This is a genomic window from Lactiplantibacillus daoliensis (assembly GCF_005405005.1).
Classification (GTDB): Bacteria; Bacillota; Bacilli; order Lactobacillales; family Lactobacillaceae; genus Lactiplantibacillus; species Lactiplantibacillus daoliensis.
This window is the reverse complement of the sequence record NZ_BJDH01000001.1, coordinates 160,272-183,013: the sequence shown is the minus strand read 5'-3', so window position 1 is coordinate 183,013 and position 22,742 is coordinate 160,272. Positions and strand designations below refer to the sequence as shown.

At 43.2% G+C, this 22,742-nt stretch carries 18 protein-coding genes and 1 other annotated feature; of the genes, 12 read left to right on the top strand and 6 right to left on the bottom strand.

What is annotated here, in order from left to right; translation table 11 throughout:
* Positions 1 to 96 precede the first annotated feature (96 nt).
* The 10 genes from FFM64_RS00920 to FFM64_RS00875 all read left to right on the top strand — a co-directional run bounded on the left by FFM64_RS00920 (position 97) and on the right by FFM64_RS00875 (position 12,530).
* Positions 97 to 1,128: a DUF4767 domain-containing protein gene (locus tag FFM64_RS00920; RefSeq protein WP_137606119.1), complete on the top strand. Its 1,032-nt coding sequence runs from the start codon at positions 97 to 99 to the stop codon at positions 1,126 to 1,128.
* A gap of 131 nt (positions 1,129 to 1,259) precedes the next feature.
* Positions 1,260 to 3,794: a M1 family metallopeptidase gene (locus FFM64_RS00915; protein WP_137606118.1), complete on the top strand. Its 2,535-nt coding sequence runs from the start codon at positions 1,260 to 1,262 to the stop codon at positions 3,792 to 3,794.
* Positions 3,795 to 3,903: 109 nt separating this feature from the next.
* Positions 3,904 to 4,422 carry a thioredoxin domain-containing protein gene (locus FFM64_RS00910; protein ID WP_137606117.1) on the top strand — a complete coding sequence of 173 codons (519 nt, stop codon included), beginning with the start codon at positions 3,904 to 3,906 and terminating at the stop codon, positions 4,420 to 4,422.
* Between the two features lie 117 nt (positions 4,423 to 4,539).
* Positions 4,540 to 6,060, top strand: coding sequence for a PucR family transcriptional regulator (locus FFM64_RS00905; RefSeq protein WP_171000248.1), 1,521 nt, complete (start codon positions 4,540 to 4,542; stop codon positions 6,058 to 6,060).
* Positions 6,061 to 6,366: 306 nt separating this feature from the next.
* Positions 6,367 to 7,638, top strand: coding sequence for a cytosine permease (locus tag FFM64_RS00900; protein WP_137606115.1), 1,272 nt, complete (start codon positions 6,367 to 6,369; stop codon positions 7,636 to 7,638).
* 24 nt (positions 7,639 to 7,662) lie between these two features.
* Positions 7,663 to 8,754 carry a DUF917 domain-containing protein gene (locus FFM64_RS00895; RefSeq protein WP_137606114.1) on the top strand — a complete coding sequence of 364 codons (1,092 nt, stop codon included), beginning with the start codon at positions 7,663 to 7,665 and terminating at the stop codon, positions 8,752 to 8,754.
* The gene (locus FFM64_RS00890) at positions 8,751 to 10,307 is read left to right on the top strand and encodes a hydantoinase/oxoprolinase family protein (RefSeq protein ID WP_137606113.1); all 1,557 of its coding nucleotides are present in this window, start codon (positions 8,751 to 8,753) and stop codon (positions 10,305 to 10,307) included. The genes FFM64_RS00895 and FFM64_RS00890 overlap by 4 nt, the downstream gene beginning before the upstream one ends.
* Before the next feature lie 280 nt (positions 10,308 to 10,587).
* Positions 10,588 to 10,980, top strand: coding sequence for a hypothetical protein (locus FFM64_RS00885; protein ID WP_137606112.1), 393 nt, complete (start codon positions 10,588 to 10,590; stop codon positions 10,978 to 10,980).
* A gap of 285 nt (positions 10,981 to 11,265) precedes the next feature.
* Positions 11,266 to 12,246, top strand: a complete 981-nt coding sequence (locus FFM64_RS00880; protein WP_171000247.1) for a glycosyltransferase family 39 protein — start codon at positions 11,266 to 11,268, stop codon at positions 12,244 to 12,246.
* A gap of 17 nt (positions 12,247 to 12,263) precedes the next feature.
* Complete coding sequence (locus FFM64_RS00875) at positions 12,264 to 12,530, top strand: hypothetical protein (RefSeq protein WP_171000246.1); 267 nt, start codon at positions 12,264 to 12,266, stop codon at positions 12,528 to 12,530.
* Positions 12,531 to 12,721: 191 nt separating this feature from the next.
* On the opposite strand, the gene FFM64_RS00870 is transcribed toward FFM64_RS00875, so the two are convergent.
* The 5 genes from FFM64_RS00870 to FFM64_RS00850 form a co-directional block, all read right to left on the bottom strand.
* On the bottom strand, positions 12,722 to 14,581 hold the full coding sequence (locus tag FFM64_RS00870) for a collagen-binding domain-containing protein (RefSeq protein ID WP_137606109.1): 1,860 nt from the start codon (positions 14,579 to 14,581) through the stop codon (positions 12,722 to 12,724).
* 247 nt (positions 14,582 to 14,828) lie between these two features.
* Entirely contained in the window at positions 14,829 to 15,836 is a 1,008-nt protein-coding gene (gene asnA, locus FFM64_RS00865; protein ID WP_137606108.1) for an aspartate--ammonia ligase, read from the bottom strand.
* A 67-nt stretch (positions 15,837 to 15,903) separates the two neighbouring features.
* Positions 15,904 to 16,156 (bottom strand) — a binding site (T-box leader).
* An 86-nt stretch (positions 16,157 to 16,242) separates the two neighbouring features.
* The gene (locus FFM64_RS00860; RefSeq protein WP_137606107.1) at positions 16,243 to 17,649 is read right to left on the bottom strand and encodes a C69 family dipeptidase; all 1,407 of its coding nucleotides are present in this window, start codon (positions 17,647 to 17,649) and stop codon (positions 16,243 to 16,245) included.
* Between the two features lie 34 nt (positions 17,650 to 17,683).
* Positions 17,684 to 18,934: a sigma-70 RNA polymerase sigma factor region 4 domain-containing protein gene (locus FFM64_RS00855; RefSeq protein ID WP_137606106.1), complete on the bottom strand. Its 1,251-nt coding sequence runs from the start codon at positions 18,932 to 18,934 to the stop codon at positions 17,684 to 17,686.
* Positions 18,935 to 18,972: 38 nt separating this feature from the next.
* Complete coding sequence (locus tag FFM64_RS00850) at positions 18,973 to 19,236, bottom strand: hypothetical protein (RefSeq protein WP_137606105.1); 264 nt, start codon at positions 19,234 to 19,236, stop codon at positions 18,973 to 18,975.
* Positions 19,237 to 19,402: 166 nt separating this feature from the next.
* Here FFM64_RS00850 and FFM64_RS00845 point away from each other — a divergent pair, with 166 nt between their 5' ends.
* Positions 19,403 to 19,600, top strand: coding sequence for a helix-turn-helix domain-containing protein (locus FFM64_RS00845; protein ID WP_171000245.1), 198 nt, complete (start codon positions 19,403 to 19,405; stop codon positions 19,598 to 19,600).
* Between the two features lie 164 nt (positions 19,601 to 19,764).
* Positions 19,765 to 21,552, top strand: a complete 1,788-nt coding sequence (gene recQ, locus FFM64_RS00840) for a DNA helicase RecQ (protein ID WP_137606372.1) — start codon at positions 19,765 to 19,767, stop codon at positions 21,550 to 21,552.
* Here the strand turns inward: recQ and FFM64_RS00835 are convergent.
* A complete protein-coding gene (locus FFM64_RS00835) occupies positions 21,539 to 22,720 on the bottom strand; it encodes a serine hydrolase domain-containing protein (RefSeq protein WP_137606103.1) in 1,182 nt (393 codons plus the stop codon). The genes recQ and FFM64_RS00835 overlap by 14 nt on opposite strands.
* Between the last annotated feature and the right edge of the window lie 22 nt (positions 22,721 to 22,742).

Here is a 22,742-nt window from a genome sequence, read left to right as displayed (position 1 = left end):
ACGATTGCAATTATTGTGACAAAGGTTAAACTTAATACAAGTCAATTAAATTAAGTAGGGGGGAGAATACTCTAAGTGGGAGAGTATTCGCAACAAATGAAAAAATTATGGACAGCAGCGCTAGTCGGGGTACTTTTATTAACTGGATGTTCGGGGAAGCTGACTAAGCAGTCAACCAGTAGTAAAACCAGTGAATCAAGTAGAACGGCGAAAAAAGTCAATAAATCTACTAACACTACGCAATCAAAAAGCTCGAATCAGGTCACGCCACAGTCGTCATCTAAGTCGAGTAAGGCTGCCACAACATTATGGAACGCTAGCAAAGAAAAACAATTATCAGCGTTTATGAAATCATGGCAAGCAAAAATGGGGCAAACCTATCAAGGCACTTATGATGGCAAACAGCCCAATCATCTTGGGTACATTTTCCCTAAAGCCATTACTAGTGGCGAAATGAATAACCGCGTGAGCTGGGGCAATCAACCTGTCGACTTGTCGTGGTCAACGAACGGTGAAAATGGTAAAGAATTCCAGATTGTTGCCGCTGCAACTGGTGGTAAAGATGGTGGCGAAAGTTTCCCAACGTCTTACTTATTCTGTCTACACAACCAACGACCAGTTGTCTTCATGTCACAAACAACCAATGGTGATACTTTCTATATTCAGGATACGCAAAATGCAGAACTCCAAGCGGGTTTTGCTAAAATTGTGACGGGTGTCAAGCCAGCGATCAAGACGGATGCGAGTTTGAATGCGGATGTTGAACCAGCTGTTAATGCGTCACCTCAACGGATTCCAAATGGGTATAACGGGACTTGGTACTGGATGCTTGATGATGATGTTGAAACGATGAAACCTCTCAATATTAAAGATTTGAAGTTAAGTTACGCAGATTCGATTACACCTAAGATGTTGAATATTAGAGGAATTAATCAAACTGCTGGTGCAGGTGATTACGAATATCTTCGCTATAAGTATTTTGATGGTCAGCAGATTCCAGTGCTAATGATGGGTAGTGGTGCACGTGCCTGGTTTGACGGCAATGGCTATCGAAGCAGATCAGTGGCAACCCAACTCAAAGGTTTCACATACGGTGATGAAACTAAGACACGCGAACAAGATGATTAATTTTAACGATGACTCGGACGATTAAAAATTCGAGTTATTTTTTTATAATCATGCTTCGTTAGTCAAACCATTCCCGCCATGGCTTAAAGTGTCGTATAATGAAGCTAATCTAATAATTTAGGGGGAAACTCATGAGTGAATCAACGCGTCTTTTTCATAAATTCCAACCAAAGCACTACAATATCTATCTTGATATTAACCGTGCCCAAAAATTAATCACTGGTCAAACAACGATTACTGGTGATGCTAAAGTTAAAACCATTAGTATTAATCAAAAAGGGTTGGCCGTATCAGCGGTCAAAGCTGACGGGAAAACGGTATCCTTTAAGGATAATCCAGCACAAGAAGCTATTGATATCGATTTAGTACAAACTGGTGACGTGACATTAGTCATTGATTATACCGCGCCGTTAACGGATACGATGATGGGAATTTATCCATCATATTACGAAATTAATGGTGAGAAGAAGCAAATTATCGGGACACAGTTTGAAACGACTGCGGCTCGCCAAGCTTTCCCATGTATTGATGAACCGGCGGCTAAAGCAACCTTCGATTTAGCAATCAAATATGACGAACACGCTGGCGAAACGACGATCAGTAACATGCCAGAAGTCAAAGTTGAAGCTGGCGTGCATTATTTTGAGTCGACCGTTAAGATGTCCACATACTTAATTGCCTTTGCCTTTGGTGAATTACAAAGCAAGCTCACCACAACGAAGAGCGACGTTAAAGTTGGGGTCTTCGGGACGAAGGCTCATCAAGCCAATGAACTTGATTTCGCTTTAGATATTGCTAAACGTTCGATTGAATTTTATGAAGACTTTTATCAAAAGCCATATCCATTACCACATTCATGGCAGCTGGCTTTGCCAGATTTCTCTGCCGGTGCGATGGAAAACTGGGGCTTGGTCACTTATCGAGAAGCTTACCTCTTACTCGATCCTGACAACACTGCTTTAGACATGAAACAACGGGTAGCAACCGTGATTGCGCATGAATTAGCGCATCAATGGTTTGGCGACCTAGTGACAATGAAGTGGTGGGATGATCTCTGGTTAAATGAAAGTTTTGCCAACATGATGGAATATGTAGCGGTTGACGCGATTGAACCAGATTGGCATATTTGGGAAACCTTCCAGACTTCTGAAGCACCAGCTGCTTTGCAACGGGATGCCACGGATGGCGTGCAATCAGTTCATGTGCAAGTTGAAGATCCTGCTGAAATTGATTCCTTATTTGACAGCGCCATTGTCTATGCCAAAGGTGCACGGATGCTCGTTATGGTTCGCGCTCTGATTGGTGACGATGCGCTACGTCAAGGCTTGAGACAGTATTTTGAAGCCCATCAATATGGTAATGCCACTGGGGCTGACCTCTGGAAGGCCTTGGGCGATGCTTCCGGTATTGACTTAGCAGCAATCATGAATTCATGGCTGGAACAACCAGGTTATCCAGTTGTTTCTGCAGCAGTGGTTGACGGTCAATTGACAATTGCGCAACAACAATTCTTCATTGGCGACGGCCATGACGCTAATCGGCGTTGGTCAATTCCACTCAATAGTAATTATGATGCGGCACCACAAATTTTTGATGCAGAACGGATCACGCTAGGTGACTACGCCGAACTACGTCAAGCTGCTGGTGAACCATTCCGGCTAAATGTGGGGAATAACTCACACTTTATCGTCAAATACGATCAAACCTTATTAGACGATATTTTGAGCGATGCCGAAAACTTGGATGCCATTTCACAGCTTCAGATGTTGCAAGACTTGCGGCTTTTAGCTGAAGGTCGGCAAATTTCGTATGCGGCTGTTGTGCCATTATTAGCACGGTTTGCCAATAGTCAATCAACCGTCGTGAACGTTGCACTTTACCGCGTGGCTGGTGACTTGAAACGCTTTGTTGATCCTGCTTCTGAGGCGGAACAACAATTGAAGGCATTATATGATCAATTGAGCCAGGCGGAAGTTAAACGCTTAGGTTGGACGGCCAATGATGGTGAGTCCATTGATGATCAACTCTCACGGCCGGTTATTTTGAACGCGGCGTTGTATGCTGAAAATGCTGGGACCATTTTGGCTGCTCATGAATTGTTTGAAGGCCAAGCTGGACATTTGGATGCCTTATCGGCGGATGTGCGAATTTTAATCTTACGTAATGAAGTCAAGCATTTTGGTAATGACGCCTTGTTTGACAAGCTGTTGAGTGCTTATCGGCAAACCTCTGACGCCAGTTACAAGGCAGATATCTGTGTTGCGTTGACTAGCACGACGGATGCAAAATTAATTGCCCGTTTAATTGAAGCCTTTGAAGATGCTGATACGGTTAAGCCACAAGATTTACGGGCTTGGTATCGTGGCGTCTTGAGTAACGATGCTGGTGAACAAGCTGCTTGGGACTGGATTCGCAACGATTGGGCTTGGTTGGAAAAGACGGTTGGTGGGGATATGGAATTTACCACTTATATTACCGTAACTGCCGGCGTTTTCCGGACAGCTAAGCGCTTAGCTGAGTTCAAAGCATTCTTTGAGCCTAAACTGAATACACCTGGGTTGACACGTGAAATCACGATGGATACCAAAGTGATTGCGAGCCGTGTTAGCTTGATTGAGGCTGAACAAACTGCGGTTAATGATGCCGTGGCGAAAGCAGTTAAATAAGTTAATGATTATGAAGTTGTCTCAGATTTTGAGGCAACTTTTTTACTAAAATAGTCTAGTGATTTTATGATCGTACTAGTATTGTTGTGAAAAGAGAGGCTGAAATAATATGAGCACAGTAAATTTTGATTATTCAGATGAAAACACGATTAATCTTGGTCAAGCAGATGCGCCACATACGTTAACCATGATTCTCAATTTGGGTTGTGTGGATACGCAAGAATGGTGGCTACCGAATGTTGCCGATTTATTTAAAGCGGTTGATGAGGGACAGCTCCAGTTGCATTTGAAGTTCTGGAATAAGATTAAGGAACCTTTGCGAAATGGTAATACCGCCAATGGTTATATTGATTATCAGCATCCCCAAGCGGCATTGACGTATATCGAAGCTGTTTTCACGCAACAGCAAGTTTTACGCGAGTTGCCCAATGAGGAGGTGCCAGCCTACCTTGAAAAAATGTATGGCGTAACTCCTTATCCAGCGGCAAGTGCCGTCAAAACGGCAGTTGACGACCAAATTTGTGCGAATGGTATTACGAGTCTGCCAACACTAATTTTTGATGGCGAGAAGCGGTTTGATGAGCAGTTGGTGCCATTAAAGCAATTATTTGAGATTAGTCGCGGTTAGTAAACTGGTTTGATAAAAGTGATGCAGCAATGTATCACTTTTTTTATGGTCAAAATGAGTATTCTTTAATATTAATGCCATCATATGTTAATATTGTCATTAACTGGAGGTGGTTTGATGAGTTTGACAGTGGCAGAAGTCTTGAAGTTACCGTCTTTGAAAGGTGCTCAAGTGCTGGCTGGTCGCAGTGCTTTAACCAAAACGGTTGGGTCAGTTAGTGTCCTAGAATATTCACAACCGTCGTTGATTCAGACGGAGATTTATCAACATATCAAGTTCAACACCGATGAAATTATTTTGACGGCCTTTGCGAGTATTCGTGATGATGTTGAAGCCCAATGCCAGAATATTGAAACCTTGGCGGCGGCAGGAGAAATTGGGGTCGTGTGGTTTTATGTTGGCCTGATTGTCCCAGAAATTCAGCCAGAAGTGTTAGAACTGGCGGATCGGCTGAGTTTTTTGATTATTTGTATGCCTAAAAATGAACCTAATCTTACATATAGTAGTGTTATTTCTGAAATCTTGTATTCGGTTTATAACGATCAATTAGTCCATCCCAATTTTGCAACGGAACTGATTGAACAAGTGTCGACTATGCCAAGTTATCGTCAAAATTTTGATATGGTGAGCCGGTTACTCAGCAATCGACTCAAGGTATCAGTTGCCTTAACGGATCAGAATCAGCAACTATTAAGTTCACAGCAATGGCCACCGACGAATACACTGGATTGGTCAGCGGTGTTCACCCAAACCGTTGACGGAAATAGTTATCAGTTAGCGTTGTCGCCTACGCGTCAGGTGACGCTTTATCGAGAACGTGGTCAGCTTAGTAAAACAATGCAACAACAAGCTTTTGAAACGTTGCGGATTGCATTGAATCTCTGGGACAATCATGACTTGGCCAACAATCAGTCTGCGGAACTAGTCGCAGCAATCATGCAAAATCAACCGCAAAAACTCACTCAGTTATTGACGGCTTTGCAGTTGGAACCGGCCCAATTACGGAATTTACTAATTATTCATCCGTTAGCCCCAGTGACTAATCCGACTGAGTATCAGCAGCAAATGCGAAAAACTGCGACTAATTATGTCGGTCGAGTCATCTGTGAGTGGTATCAAGGTGAACTAGTGTTGTTGCCGCTAGCCGATTTGCCGAGTTATCATGAATGGGAAGCTTGGCAAGCAGCTTTGAACACTGACACGACTCGGCTGAAAGTTGTTAGTACTCGTTTCACTTCATTATCGAACTTGGCCGAGCTAAGCGGTGCTTACGCTGCAAATCAGCATCAGTTGAAAATTAGTCGTCAAATTTTTCCGCTGAATACGGCTTTTACGGATAATGAATTAACTTTTGCGGCCGACTGCCAACGACTAATCAAACAGTCGCCGGCTAAACTAACCAAGAAATTGCAATCGTTGCATGACTTGTCTACCGATTTGCTGAAAACATTGCGTGTGTTTCTGCTTGATGCCAAAGGAAACGTGGAAGTAACCGCCCAGCAGTTATTTGTACACCGGAATACAGCTAAATATCGTTTAAGTAAGTTAGATGATTACTTTGGCTTCAAGGTTGGTAGTTTACCGGAGTCTATACAGTTGTACCAATTAGTTGCCATCGATCGTTTGCTGACGAAATAGCCGGCAATCGTCAGGCTTTGTCCAGATAGACAAAGTTTGGCGATTTTTTTTGTTGTTTCATCTAATGACAATTTGTGAAAAGCAACGTAAAATTTTCATCAATCAATTAATTAGAAAACGATGAGACGGATATCTGTATTCTAATTTTTGAAAGGTGGTCATACATATGGTTGGTGAAAGGCAATGGCGGCCGGCTTTGAGTTTGAAGTCAGTGATCAGTAGTTTTAAGCGGGAGTCACGAAGGGAGCTGATAGCCGTCAGTCAGAAAAATGTGTTATCAGTCGTTCAGTCAGAAAGGGTGAGTCGATGAAAAAATCACAACAAAATCAAAGCTGGGTCAGTTTGGCCTTTGTCTGGGCCGGGGCACTAGTCTCGATTCCGAGTCTCTTATTAGGTGGTACCTTGGTTTCAGGAATGTCATTAGGGAAGACTTTATTAACTGCATTTGTTGGTTATGCGCTTGTCGTATTTATTATGATTTTTCAAGGAATGCAGAGTAGCGATTTAGGGCGGCCAACAGTGAAAGTGGCTGAACAGGTTTTTGGAACTAAAGGCTCGCAGCGGATTATTTCACTACTCATTATGGTGGGCTGTCTCGGATGGTTTGGGATTCAAGCTAATGTTGCCGGTGCAGCATTTGTTGGACTCGCCAAGGCGTTTGGATTCACGATTCCTACAGCATTGTCTTCCTTGATTTGGGGATTGATTATGGTGGTAACGGCCATTTATGGCATCAAAGTCATCCGGGTTTTAACATACGTCGCGGTGCCATATTTAGTCATTGTCTGTGTCTATGGGTTATATCAAGCGTTAACCACGACGAGCTGGTCCCAGTTAGTAGCTTATCAGCCAGCAACGACCTTACCGTTGAGCACTGGTTTAACAATCACGTTAGGGTCATTTGCAATTGGTGCGGTCATTGCTGGGGACTATTCGCAGTATTCGCCTAAACGTCGTGATGTTGTCAAGGCAGCTTTGTTTGGTGTTGTTCCAGCTGGGGTGTTGATGATTGGCGTTGGGGCGGTTTTAACCATCGTTTATCACGCGGCTGATTTAAATGCTGTCTTCTTGAAGATCGCATCACCAGCCATTGGTGGTTTGGCATTAGTCTTAGGAACTTGGAAAGTGAATGTCATCAATGCTTTCTCAGGCGGGATTGCGTTGAATAATGCGTTTAATATTCCTGCTAAATATCATAAATTATCGACATTTACAGTTGGGGTCGTTGGCACTATTTTAGCGATTCTAGGTATCATGAATTACTTTACGCCGGTGATGAATATTCTAGGTGCGATGATTCCGCCAGTCGCTGGTGTGATGTCGGCTTCGTACTGGTTAACGCATCGTGGGCATGCCAGTGAATGGGAATCAGTTCCTGGGTTTCGTTGGGCCGGAGTTTCGGCTTGGGCAGTTGGCGGGATTGTGGCGACCGTGCCAGTCGTGATGGGGTTAATCCCTGGAGTCGTACATCCACAGATTAATCCACTAACTGGGATCGTGTTATCGTTTGTGGCTTATTTAATTTTTCACCGCTTCGAGACTAATCCAGCTCGAGATCGAATGACAAACGACAATTAACTTAAAAATGAGTGAGGTAGAAAAATGCGGTATTTAGATGCAAGTAATATTGAAAAGATTGCCACTGGGGCGTCTCTATTAGGGGCCGGTGGTGGTGGTGCCCCCTATATTGGCAAAATGATGGCTTTGTCGGCCGTGGCAAAATACGGTCCAGTCAAGTTATTATCTTTGGACGAAATTGATGACGAAGATGTCTATATGCCGGCAGCGTCAATGGGGGCACCCATGGTGTTAACAGAAAAGTTTCCAAAAGGGGATGAATTTGCCCGGGCCTTTAATCGCTTAGGCAATTATCTCGGGACTAAAATCGCGGGGACTTTTCCTATGGAAGCTGGTGGCGTGAATTCGATGGTGCCAATCGTCGTGGCGGCTCAATCGGGTTTACCACTCGTTGATTGTGATGGGATGGGGCGGGCCTTCCCAGAACTTCAGATGACAACGTTCCATTTAGGTGGCGTTGCAGCGACGCCGATGGTGGTGACAGATGAGAAAGGTAATTTAAGCATTATTGAGACAATTACCGATAAATGGTCCGAATTGTTGGCTCGTGACCAAGTTGTTGAAATGGGCGCCAGCGCATCCGTGTGCTTATATCCCTCAACGGGTCAACAAATGAAAGCTAATGGTGTTGATGGCATTATTACTAAATGTGAACGGTTGGGCGAAATTGTCCATCAGGCGCATCCTGATCATGATCAACAGTTAGCTGCTATTCAGGCATTGACTCATGGTTATCACTTGTTTGATGGTAAAATCATCGATATTTCACGCGATACACGCGCTGGCTTTGATTATGGCAAGATGACAATCGATGGCTTAAATACATTTGAACAACAATCCATGGTGATTGAATTTCAAAATGAAAATCTAGTTGCTTATCGGGATGGAAAAATGGTGACTTGTGTTCCCGATTTGATTTGCTTGGCGGATATGGATAGTTTGGTGCCTTGTACCTCAGAATCAATCAAGTATGGTAAACGAATTGCAGTCTTAGGATTACCGGCAGATCAAAGATGGCGGACACCAGCTGGAATCGATACGGTCGGGCCACGTTATTTTGGCTATGATTTTGACTATCAACCACTTGAGAAAATCAATACGGAGGTGCAAGCATGAAATATCGGTTAGGAATTGACGTTGGTGGCACGAATACGGATGCTGTGATTTTGGACGAACATTTGCAGGTGATCAATAGTATTAAAGTGCATACAACCGCTGACATTGAATCTGGTATTTACGCGGCCATGCATCAGGTGATTCAACAAGCCAAGATTGCCCCTCAACAGATTACGCATGCCATGTTAGGAACCACGCAATGTACCAATGCGATTGTCGAACGAAAGCATTTGGCCAAAGTGGGGGTTATTCGACTCGCGTATCCAGCTTCCGTCGCGATTGTGCCATACACTGCTTGGCCGACTTCGATGGTAAAAGTTTTATCTGGAAAGTATGAAATTATTCATGGTGGTTCCGAATACAGTGGTCAACCAATCTCAGCTTTTGATGAGAATGAATTAAAAAAAGTGTTAGACAAGTGGCAAGGCCAGGTTGAGGCCATTGCGGTGATTGGTGTTTTCTCTTCAATTAAACCTGAACAAGAAGTGCGGACTGCGCAATTGATTAAGCAACAATATGGCGATGATTTTCCAGTATCACTGTCGGCGACAATTGGGTCGATTGGGCTGATTGAGCGGGAAAATGCGACTATTTTAAATGCGGCATTGGATAAAGTCATGCGTCGAACCGCTGACGGTTTTACCCAGTCTTTAGTTCAAGAGGGCGTAAAGAATGCGCAAACTTATTTGTGTCAAAATGATGGTACCTTGATGTCGATAGATTATGCAAAGGCTTATCCAATTTTGACGATTGGCAGTGGTCCCACGAATAGTATCCGTGGTGCCGCCTATCTTGCTAAAGTTAAACAGGCCATGGTATTGGATATTGGCGGTACGACTGCTGATTTAGGGGTCTTGGTCAACGGCTTTCCGCGTGAATCTTCAATTGCTGTTCAAGTTGGTGGCATTCGAACGAACTTTAGAATGCCAGATATTGTTTCGATTGGTCTTGGTGGCGGGAGCATTGTCCGTGAGAATTCGACAGGTGAAATTACGGTCGGACCAGATAGTGTGGGCTATCAGATTGAAGAAAAGGCGTTAGTTTTCGGCGGTGATACTTTAACGACAACGGATATTGCAGTACGACTAGGCCAAGCCAAAGTTGGTGATCCTGAGAAAGTGGCACAGATTGACTTGGCGTTTGCAAAACGTGCGGCTGCAAAAATCAAAGCCATGTTAGAGAATGCGATTGATCAGATGAAGACCAGTCGTGATGCAGTCGACTTAGTCTTGGTTGGAGGCGGTGAAATTATTGCGCCAACCGAGTTAGCTGGTGTTCGGCAAATTAGTCGTAATCCTCAAGGACCGGTTGCTAACGCGATTGGCGCGTCGATTGCGCAGATTAGTGGTGATTTTGAAAAAATTTATTCCTATGAAAAGGTGCAACGGGAACGGGCTTTAAAGGAAGCCGAAAAGCTAGCCAATCAACAAGCTGTCGCTGCTGGAGCAAAGGCAACTTCACTAAGCTTGGTTGATGTTAATGAAACCCCATTGGCATATGCGCCTGGCAAGACGACCAAAGTACGGGTGAAAGTAGTTGGCGATTTAGCCTAATTTTGGGAACAGCGTTATAGTCTCGTTACCTATTATCGATGTCTTTGAGCCTAGTTAATTGACTAGGCTTTTTGGGTGTTTAAACCAGATTTTCTGGGTATATTTGATGTCAATTTGGAACAACAAATTTAGTCTGTTGGGATTCGATAGTAGGTATTCTGACGATTGTTCATAATATAAATATTTTTGTAACTCACTTTAATGGTCACGTGCCGGTCGTTTTCATATACTTAACGTGAAACATGAAAACGATTACACAAATTGCAAGGCGGTGATCAAAATGGATTGGGGTTTAATCAATGCATTAGGATATTTGGGTTTAGTGAGCTTGAGTATTCGGTCGTTTATCTCGTTCACAGCAGTGTTACTTTGGTTAATCTGGCAACTAGGGCGGCGCTTGATGGCTGATCATCAACTAGATAATCTGTGGGTAAAATTGCCACTGAGTATTCGGTTGCAACAACAGCATGTCGATTTAAGGCTTGCAAATTTGATTAACGGGATCGGCGGTTACATTATTTTAAATGCCGGTATTTATTATTATTGGACGGCCGAACGTCTTAATGAGGGGGCACTTGGTTGGTGGGCCTGGGGTTTGATTGGAATTTTGCTGGTCATCAATGGTTATCAACGTAGGTATTTGCAGCATTATCGGCGACATCCGTTAGCTTGATTCCTAGAAAGAAATAGGTAATCATCAGAATTAACCATTAGTATAAAATAATATAATTATTACAATGGTGTATAATATAATGATTATGAGTTAACTTGGAGTGATTTGATGTTGTCACGCTTTTCAAATAGGCTTGTGTGGCTGTTTGGCGCAAGTCTATTTTTACTGATCAACTTTTGCAATTTTCTTTACTATAACCAGCAATATTGGCCGTTTTCTTTGACACCAATTCGCATATTGGGCTTAAGTGTTTTCTTCGCTGCTGTAACCGTTGTGGGATTATGGGTGTTAAAAGTAATTTGGCCGTATTTTAATCAGCACTGGGAATTATGGTTATTAGGATTAGCACTATTGTTACGAGTTGTCTGGGTTTTAGTCGCTAAGACACCACCAACGCAAGATTATTTTCAGTTACATCGAGCAAGTTTAGCATTTGCACATGGTGTTTCGGACTTTGCCACTCAGAATCAATACGTGAATTTTTCACCGTACATGTTAGGCTTTGTTTTATATCAAGGCAGTATTATTAAGTTATTTGGTGATAGTCTATTGTTATTACAATTACTAAATTGTATTTTCAGTGTTGTCACGATTTATTTTGTTGGTCAAATCACTTATCGATTATACGGTAAGCGGGCTCAAATTTTGGCGATGTTAATGATGACTGTATATGTCCCGAATGTCGTAGTAACTTCAGTGCTAACTAATGATATTTTAGCCGTTGCATTTTTTATGCTGGCAATTTGGTTGTTAGTCGCCTACCCATTGACGTGGAAAAATGGGACTGTGATAGGATTAGTTATCTTTGCCGGGAACTTTATTAGACCACTGGCGTCAATTATTTTGTTGGCGGTGACATTGTACGAACTTTTCATTGATTTGCCAACACAGCAACATAAACGGGGAGTCGTCTTAGGGCTAGTGAGTTTATTATTCGCCTTTGGCATCGCAAATCTTGGCAGTAACTATTTAGTACAAGCTACTGGAATTAGTCCCCAATCAATTACAACGACAAATACGGATTGGAAATTGGCACTTGGATTAAACGCAGACTCAGATGGTAAATGGAATCCAACTGATTACAGTGTCGTTAATGTCGGTAAAACGCCCTCACAGCGACAAAAGCTGGCACACCAATTAGTGGTTCAACGGGCGTCAAATCCTCGAAAATTGGTTGGACTTTTTGTAAAAAGTTTGCCATCATGTGGGCGGACATTGATACAACCATTTCTTGGGGAACTAAGCATACAAACATACCGAAATTAGTTGTGGGTATGCTTTGCGTGATACAAAAAGCGATGTATTTGGTGATTACAGTATTAGTCAGTTGGACCCTGTTAAAAAATCCGCGAGGCTTAGAAAATTTGATTGTTACTTTATTGATCGGATATATATTAGTCCATCTAGGAATTGAAATTCAAACTAGATATCGCTATTTTGCTATGCCGCTAATGATGATTTTGGCCGGTGGAGCACCATTTTCGGCAGTCTATAAACCTATTGATTTAGTATCCCATCGTATGGATGGTTTGAGCTGGGGAAGGTTTTAGCGTTCTAGTGAACTTTGTTGGTTTATAAGAGGTGTCCTTTCAATAGAAAATATTGTCAACGGCAACCGAGCGTTTTACACAGTTATCTGCAAAATTTTCAGAAATTTAAATCATCAAAATTGTCGACTAGCAGGGGAAGTTTTCCCCCAGCTAGTCGACAATTGTTTTAGCTAATAATTTCATTTCTAAGCTTAGCTCCGTTTCCTGTAGCGTTTAATCATTTTTGAGCCAGTGATTAAAATCATGACCAGCATGCCTAAGCCGATGGTTGTTAAGACTTCTGTGTGACGTTCATCAGTTTGCGGTAAGCGTCCGGTATGCAGAACTGCTAAGCCACGCGTCCGAAGGGTAGTTAATTTGGTTGCCTGGACAGGGGCACTTGCTTTCTTGGCTTGAACAATTGCTGAGTCGATTTTGCGTAAAACACGCTTGACTGCCGTTGTTCGTTTTGGTTCTGGTAAAGCTAATGCCGTGTCCAATTCAGTTTCTAGCTCTGTGCTTGTTTCTGGATCATCGACTTCCGTTGGTTGATCAGTTTCGACAACTTCTTTCGGTTCAGGATCTGGTTCAGGATCTTCTTTTTCAGGTTCCGGTTCTGGCTCTGGATCTGGATCTGGATCTGGATCTGGTTCTGGTTCTGGTTCAGGATCTGGTTCTGGTTCCGGTTCAGGTTCAGGATCTGGTTCAGGATCTGGTCCCGGTTCAGGTTCTGGCTCTGGATTTGGTCCTGGTTCCGGTTCAATTCCTGGATCTGGTTCTTCTTCAGGCTCCGGTTCTACCAAACCTTCTTCGCTGTTATCTTGTAAATCCCAGCGATGAGATTCAGCGTGAATTTCCACTCGTTTGGCGATTAAGTTACCATCCATGTTTTTCTTTGCCACTAAAACAGCAGCTGGGGCTAAGACACTACCTGAAAACATCCCATCAAATGCTAGTGTTCCAGCATACGTTTGCTGATTGGCGTGGAAGTTCCAAAGGAGATGGTTGTCGCCATAATCATCATCTTTGTTACCGCGGGTCGTCCCATCTTCGTAAATGATCTCAATGGGGCTGGTACTGTTAAAGTTATGCTGGCCGCCAATGTCTACGTTGATGATAACTGTTTTACCATTAGGGGTAGTTGATAACCCTTTGATAGTCAGCTTTTGTGCCATGGTTAACTGATCAGCGGCTAAATTAATAATAATGCGGTCATTTTCATCTGGAGTAAAGTCGGTGATATCAATGACGCGTTGATTGATGTCTGGAAAATCCGTTTTAGTGTACGTTCTTTGTGGTGTCATTTTACTGATGAGAATATTTCTTTCAGTTAATTTGGCAAATTCATCATTAAAGTTGATATAAGTCTGACCATTTCGATCTTGGTAAACTTCGTCGGCCAACAAATGGTTAATGTCGACATCGTTAACTTTGACTCGTTGAGGATTGCTACGATCGATGGCGATGCCTTCGCCGAAGATGACTTTATTACTACGGATTTCACCAGCAGAGACGAAGGAACCTTCATGAATTTTAGTGATACTTTGAATATAATTAATATCACGATCAATCAGTTCTAATTTGTTGGTCGTACCGAAGTCGGTTATACAGGCGATATTTCCGACGGCGACATTACCGGCTGTGTGGACGCCTAATTCTGCTTCAAAGGCAAAAATGTGGAATTTTGAAGCAATCCCCAAGATGTTTTGTACGTTGGGATGGTCGTCATAGACAGTGCCGCCATCAGGAATTTCATCATCAGATGCCTCTGTAGCGAAGACTTGATTAGTTTGCTCGTCTTCAATAGTGGTATCTTCTGCATCAGAATTTTCAGCTGGAGGTGTTGTTTCGTCCTCGGTTGGTTGCTGATCTGGTGTCGTGCTTTCATCGTTGGTTGTGTCTTCTGTATCGGGTCGTTGATCTGGAACAACGACACTTTGTTCAGTCGTATCGGCAACGGTTGCGTCATGGGTATTTAAGGCAATACTGCCAATGATAGCTAAGGTTGCCATGATTAAGAGCCAAGTTTTTCTGAGTTTAAGCCATGTGGTTTTTCCCCCTCGAGTTTTCATGTCAATGCACCTCACTTACGGTTGTGTTTGGAACGGTCATAAGCCGTCATGTTTAACAAAATGCATGACTAATCACGTCCTTTCATGGTGTGGTGAAGAATTGTGAACCATTTCACTATTCTTATTAACATCATCATATGAAACTTTTGTATTAATGTCAAATTTAATGATAGTCATAAGAAAGCTGTAATTGCTTCGACTAAAAAAAGCCCCGTCCGAAAAAATTCAGACGAGGCTAAAATTAATATTAGAGTAAGTGAATTCCGTTAGCTTCACATTTGTCGATCATGGCTTGTGGCCATAATGCGGCTTGAACTTCGCCAACGTGGGCTTTACCGAGTAAGAGCATGCAGAGGCGTGATTGACCAATTCCACCACCGATTGTGAAGGGGAGTTTGTCATGTAAAATGGCTTGATGATAAGGGTATTGTAGTCGATCTTCAGCATCAGCTAATTTTAATTGTTTTGCCAAAGAGTCAGCGTCGACCCGAATTCCCATGCTAGAAACTTCGAGTGCAAGTTGTAATGGTTCGTACCAGAATAAGATATCACCGTTTAATTGCCAATCATCGTAGTCAGGTGCGCGGCCATCGTGACGCTTGCCACTGTGAAGTTCACCACCGATTTGCATTAAAAAGACGGCACCATATTTTTTAGTAATGGCATTTTCACGTTCTTTAGGCGTCTTGTCAGGGTAGAGGTCTTCCAATTCTTGCGTGGTAATGAAGTGGATTTCATCTGGCAAATGATGGACAGCTTTAGGGAACTTATACCAAACTTCGTGTTCCATATGTTTGATTACTTTGAAAATGGTCTTAACGGTTGCTTGTAAGGTTTCAATGTTACGTTCGTCTTTAGCAATGACCTTTTCCCAGTCCCATTGGTCAACGTAAGCGGAGTGGAGGTTGTCCAAGTCTTCGTCTTTACGAATGGCATTCATGTTCGTGTATAAGCCGGTATGCATATCAAAGCTATAACGCTTTAAGGCAACGCGCTTCCATTTGGCTAATGAATGCACAATTTCAATGGTTTCGTCAGGCAAGTCTTGCATGGTGAATGAAACGGGGGTTTCGACACCGTTCAAGTTATCGTTGAGGCCGGAAGCCTTAGTGACGAACATGGGAGCAGACAGGCGTGATAGGTTAAGTTCCTTACCAAATTCGGTTTGGAAGGTTTCACGAATGTAACGGATGGCCTGTTGGGTTTCTTTGACGGACAATTTTGGATCGTATGACTTTGGAATAATTAAATGCATGAGTTCAGTTCTCCTTTGGGTTTTTGGCTAAGATAAAACGAAAAAAGTCTTCCGTCCTTGACATTAATCAAGGGACGAAAGACTTTTTTCGCGGTACCACCCAAGTTGTTTATCTAAAATAAACCAGCTTTTAAACAGTGTACAAACATACACCACCGATGATAACGTACCGGTAAACGACTAATCCTACTTTAACGAAGTTATTTCAGTTAGCAACTAAGAAAGTGTTTTTCGGAACAATCAAGGACTGGTTGGGTTTCCACTATGTCCCAACTCACTGGCAGGTTGATCGAACGTACTCCTCTTTCCTACGTTTTTTATCTTGTGACATTTATATTAGCACTCATTCTTAAAAAGTAAACCCCAAAATTAAAATTTAACGAGACCCTGATGAATAAGGCTCTAATTAATCATTTAGATTATAACGAAGTTTCATTTGTTCAGAACCAGCAATGACCATGTCACCGAGTAATTTCGTTTGCCGTTTCATGGATTCGTCGGCTAATTTTTGATTAGCTGCTTCCAAGTAGGCATTGACGTCTGAATGGTTGTTCAAGTCGGCATCAGTGGCATTTTCGATTTGACGGTAAGCACTCATCGCACCAAGTTCAAAGCTGTTACGCATGTCAACATAGAAGTCGTAGTCAGTATCACCAAGGAGTGCCGTCGTACAGCTCAACCAGTACATGTTGTTCAAATTGAAAGTGCCGTTGGCATCCTTGTAACTAGCAGGGGTGTCGTTTACGTTCGCGTAAAATGGCACAACAGTATTGAACGTGTTGGCACCAAAAGCAAGCCAATGAATCCCAGCAATTTCAGCGGGAACATTGTTCCGAATTTGTAAGATATGCACGTCATGGTTACGGTTAATCCCGATTGGACGGAAGAGCTTTTTGTCGGCTTCAGAACCGCTACCATAAACGTCGTACTTCGTGTTTTCATAGTGAGAACTCAAGACAAATTTTACGTCTTCGATAGAAATCTTCCGGTTGGCATGGCAGATGAATGGCAAGTCTTGCCCCATTGGGTCTTGATCAACGTCTGGTGTGAAGTACTTTTGACCGAACCAAGCGCGTGGATTGTTATAGACCGTATCCTTGATCGTCGCACTACCAAAAATGTGGCGCAAGTTCACTTGATCGAAGTCAGGATTCAAGTGGTTGGTTGCAATCAAGTCTTCCAAATCGTCAGAAGCCATAGTATCTGACGATTTGAAGTCAAAGTCGTCGATATTCATGCGGTTAGGAGCGACGACGTAAGCATCATCGGGAATACGCTTAGCAGCCCAGTGATGGCCACCAATGGTTTCTAACCACCAAATTTCATTGTTGTCAGAAAAGGCGATACCATTTGGTTCATATGTCCCGTATTCCTTTAACAGTGCGCCTAGACGGGTGACTCCTTCCTTAGCAGAATGAATGTAAGGCAAGACTAAAGTTACGAGATCTTCTTCACCAATCCCGTTATCGACCAACGGATCAACACCTTGAATTCGTGAGTTGGTGGTAATGGTTTCAGTGGCAGACATCGCGATGTTTTCACTGTTGATCCCGGCAGCTGGCCAAGTCCCATTGGTTAAAATTGAGTTAGGAATTGAAGTATAACGTAACGGGTTATCAGGCAATTCCACCTTAACTTTACTAATGACAGATTGATAGTGCTTGGGCTGGTCGGCTGGATTAACAACCACCAAACGTTCTGGATCTAAAGCTTCGTGACCATCATCATTTCGAGAAATGATGGTTGAACCATCAATAGAGGCCTTTTTACCAACGAGAATTGTGGTACAAGAGCCTTGAATTCTTTTTGTCATTTTAAACGACACTCCTTTGAAGTTATTAATCTCATTATACGCTTTCCAGGTTAGTAATAGCAGGGGGTGTTTGGGCTGGAATCGGTTTAGCCTTTTTAAGAATATAATTGACGCCACTGACACTTATACCCGCGCTGACAGCAATCTCACGATAAGTCTTACCAGTTGCTCGGAGTTGATGCACGAGTTGATATTTCGTCTGTTGTTGACGCAATTCAGCTTTCTGAACAGCTTTCTGAACAGCTTGCTCAACGGGTTGTGGCCGTTCGAGAATTTGCGGCGCCACAGCTTGAACACGGGCCATTTGATTGACAACGTAATGTGTGGTCTGAGCACCCCACAGTGCGTTGTGTTGATGGGGGTTGAAAATGTTCAGTAAACCGGCAACACCATTTAACGGTAGACTGTGGGCCGTGCTAAGTGGCTTTTTATTGCTACGATTAATTACAATATTAGTATATTGTTCACCATCGAAGACTTGCAGTGGTTGCTTGACGATTGTTTGTTGTATTGCTGATAGGTCTTGAAAGTGTTGGGTCAGCAGCCAGTGTAAGGATTTTAAGTCTTGCCTCTGATCCCAAAAGACTAGTGGGAGCTGTGGTGCTAGGACTTGGTCAATGAAGTCCTTGAGCACTCGAACGGGCTTGGCTGTTTGTTCAAATTCAGCTAATGTTTGCTCACTAGCAGCGAGTGCTGATAGCTTTTTTTGAGGTAAAAAGGCTGGGTAGTCTAATAAGCGGTCAAAATAGACACTGGTTTGTTGATTCGCCTGATAGCTGAGCGCTGCCAACTGGAAAACGGTACTATCGGCACCGTTGATCGTGGTTGGTAGCCAGTGGTAATCACCGGCGTGAAATTGGCGCTTGAAAAAGGTTCCAAACTCGCAATCAACAACGATGTAATGGTTGGGAATGGTTTTGAGTTGTTTAATTGACGGGAAAACCTTTTGAAAATTGGTTTGAAATTTGTCGGAACCAACTGGTAATTTCAGACGATAACCGTAGTGAGAGAGCAATTCTGCTGCCGGTAAGTCATCGGGATTAGCTGCGACCCGAAGTACATTTTTAGGATTAAGCTGTAGTTTTTGATTACTCTTAAAGTGAATCGAATAAAGGTTATTGTTTGGATTAAGAGTGATTTTAGTGACGGTGCCGGTTATAGCCGGTTTTGCAATTGGCGATAAGCTCTGATCGTCGTTAAGCTGCAAAGCGGGGTAACTGACTATGTAGACAAAAGTAGCCACGTTTTTTTGGTTTCGGACCAACATGACCAATGGTTCTACCATGATAAAAAGCCTCCAATTTATTTTTAATTAAAAATAGTCTAGCATGCTAGCACTTGCACGGCTTGACCAACCATGAATTTAGTAATCACAAATTGATGGCGTGTGTTGTAATGGCCATACAAAGCAAGTTGCGCGTTTGGTTTTAATTGATAGTAGAGGGTTAGCGCGTGTTTAACGATGATGCAGTTGACTGGTCGTGCCTGAGTGTCAGTTGGTTGAACGCGCACGTATAGCATGAAAGGGTCTAATTTTAAAATTTTGGTCTGATTGTCGTAGCGACCAGTTAAATTTTTCATTTCCATCGGGATCACCTCAAAATCATTATACGAACATATGTTCTAAAAAGCTAGTAAAAACTGACCTAATCTCAAAAAAATTGTTATGGTCGCTAAAATCACTAATAAAAAACTACAAAAAGCAGTCAACTCTTGGTATGATAAACTTTGGCGAATGAAAGGGGGCCCGACCATGGAACGGGGACGGCGAGCAACATATGAGGAACGAATCGAAATTGTGAAATATACCTTGGCACATGCAAATAACTATCAGGAAGCAGCTGATAAATTTAATGTGTCTTATCCGCAGGTTTACACTTGGGTCCGCAAGTACCGACAAAATGGTGATGAGGGGTTAGTTGATCATCGTGGGCGGCCAAAACAAAATTAATGTCGTACATACAAAATGCTAATTGCGAGAAGTTGAACGCAATTAGCATTTTTTTGGTAGTTATGAACGCGATAAAGTTGTTGCTTCAACGAGACGCGTAGTTGTAAGTCACAGGCTTTCTCGGTAGAATGGAAATACTGAATTATTCAAAGGAGTATTGGGCGATGGACTTAGCGGCGGCGCAGCAAGTGTTAAAAACAACGTTTGGTTACGATGAATTTCGATCGGGTCAAAAAGCGGTCATTGAACAAGTATTAGCTGGACAAAATACGCTGGCAGTAATGCCGACCGGGGGCGGTAAGTCGCTTTGTTATCAAATTCCGGCATTATTATTTGAAGGCTTGACGGTGGTCGTGTCACCGTTGATTTCTTTGATGAAGGATCAGGTCGATGCCTTAAATGACAACGGCATTGCAGCGACATTTATCAATAGCTCCATGGACTATCGTGACATTAATCTGCGGCTACAAGAACTTCGGGCAGGGGACTATACGTTGCTCTACATTGCGCCAGAACGATTGGATTCACCGCAATTTATTCAAGCGCTTGGTAATTTACCAATCAGATTGTTAGCAATTGATGAAGCTCATTGTATTTCACAATGGGGTCACGATTTCCGGCCAAGTTATTTGGCGTTGAGTACCGCTATCGAACAATTACCGACGCATCCGCAAGTCCTGGCTTTGACGGCGACAGCGACCGAACAAGTGGCCCAAGACATTTGTCAACGACTGAAAATCGCACCAGACAAGGAAGTTAATACTGGTTTTGCTCGCGATAACTTGGATTTATCGGTGGTTAAGGATCAAGATACTGATAAGTACATCTTGGATTATTTGGCAGCCAATGCAACTGAAGCGGGTATTATTTATGCCAGCACGCGTAAAGAAGTCACACGGTTGGTGGCTTTATTGAAACGACACCACGTTCAGGCGACCATGTATCACGCAGGGCTAGACGATGACGTACGCCGTAAGAATCAAGAAGATTTCTTGTATGATCGGGTGCAGGTGATGGTGGCGACGAATGCTTTTGGGATGGGAATCGATAAGAGTAATGTTCGCTTTGTCATCCATGCACAGGTGCCGGGAACATTGGAAGCTTATTACCAAGAGGCTGGCCGGGCTGGTCGCGATGGTTTACCAAGCCAGGCAATTTTGATTTATCGTGCCAAAGATATTCAGATTCAACACTTCTTTATTGATGAATCTGAAATGGATGATGAACATAAACATCGTTCTTATCACAAATTGCAATTAATGACGCAGTACGCGAATACACAAGGTTGTTTGCAACAATTTATTCTGAATTATTTTGGTGAGGATTCAGAACCCTGTGGTCGGTGTAGCAACTGTCGAGATGACCGCGCCGCGCAAGATATCACTACAGCCACGCAAAAAGTCTTGTCATGTGTTGTGCGACTCCATTCACGTTTTGGCAAAGGTGTGGTGGCGCAGGTGCTTTGTGGTGCCAATAATCAACGTATTCGTGAGCTTAATTTGAGTGACCTGCCGACTTATGGCATCATGGCAGGACAGCGACAAAAAAGTGTGACTGAGTTGATCGACTTTTTAACGGCGACGGGTTATTTGCAGACGATGGGTGGTCAATACCCGACACTGGCAGTGACGCAAGCAGGGGTGTCTGTCTTGAAAGGCAAGTCACAAGTGATGCGCAAAACGGCACAGACTGTTGAAAAGTCTGTGCCGTTGGATGATGCGTTATTTGAACAATTGCGAACCTTACGACATGGTTTGGCCGAAGAACAACATGTGCCGCCATTTGTCATCTTTTCAGATAAGACTTTACATTCCATGTGTGAATTGTTGCCGGAAAATGATGCCGCCTTTCTTGACGTGAAAGGTGTGGGTGCCAGCAAGTTAGAAAAGTACGGCGAAATCTTTATGGAAACGATTCGTGCTTATGTGCATCAGCCAGCTACCGCCGACTAAGCGTTGCTGGTTTCGTGCTGGCTGGCGTCGTCGGTTTATCTAAGATGCCATAGATATCGCTGGCAACTTTGCCCAACGACTTGACCCCATTCTGGACGTTGGACATCACGACAATATAGGTGCCACCACTGCGACTAAAGTTGTTAACGAGATTCCAACCATTCAAGACACCATGATTGCTGTAGCTCGCCGGATTCACGTAAAATCCCATTCCATAAGTGGAAGAGCTACCAGCGGTGAGCATGTCTTTACGAGCGGCTTTTGAAATGAGTTTGTCGGTCATTAAGGCGTGGTCGAAACGGTACATATCATCGGCCGTCATGTAAAGATTGCCACAGCCAAACAACTGGGATAGGTCTGGCAGTGCCGGAATCGTGTATTGGCCATTTTTAATTTTATAACCCGTTGAGTGGTTGGCGACTTGATCAAAAGTTTTATAATTTCCTGAGGAATCAATGCCAGCCGGTTTAAAAATATGCTTCTCTAAATAGGACATGAGGGATTGGCCGCTGATTTTTTCGACTAAATAAGCTAGCACGGTGTAATTACTATCGAGGTAACGCCAGCGGCCAGGCTGTGAACGGATGCCGCGCTTCTCAATATCTTCGACCAAGGCAGTCGGCGTGATGGCATCATCAGTTTCCGCGTGACCGACAATACCTGACGTATGTGTCAGGAAATTGCGCAGCTTAATGTTGTGACCGTTGGGAAAGTTTGGTAAATAAGTACTGATTGGCGCATCAACTTTTAATTTGCCAGCATCTTGAAGTTGCAGAATGGCAGTGGCGATGATGGCTTTTTGCGCCGACCCAATATAGTATGGTGTGGCGACTTCATTAGGAAGCTTTTTTTCGCGATTACGCAAGCCGTAACCTTTGCGTAGCATGACTCGGCCTTCGCGAACGACGACGACGGTTCCTGAAAAATTGAGATTAGTCATATAGTGATCAAGTGCTTGATTTTTGACCACAGTTGATAACCCTTTTTTGACGGCTGTTTTCGTAGTGGCTGGTTTAGTCTTTGCGACCACAGTTGTCGGCGCGGCTTTTTCTGGTCGGTCAGTGGATTGTAAGAGATCGGTGGTAATCAGTACGATGACGCCAAGTCCCACTAGCAGTGTAGCTACGAGGATCAGGCGACGGAGCCAATTCGGACGGTGATAGTGCATAGTCAATTCCCCCAAAAATTAA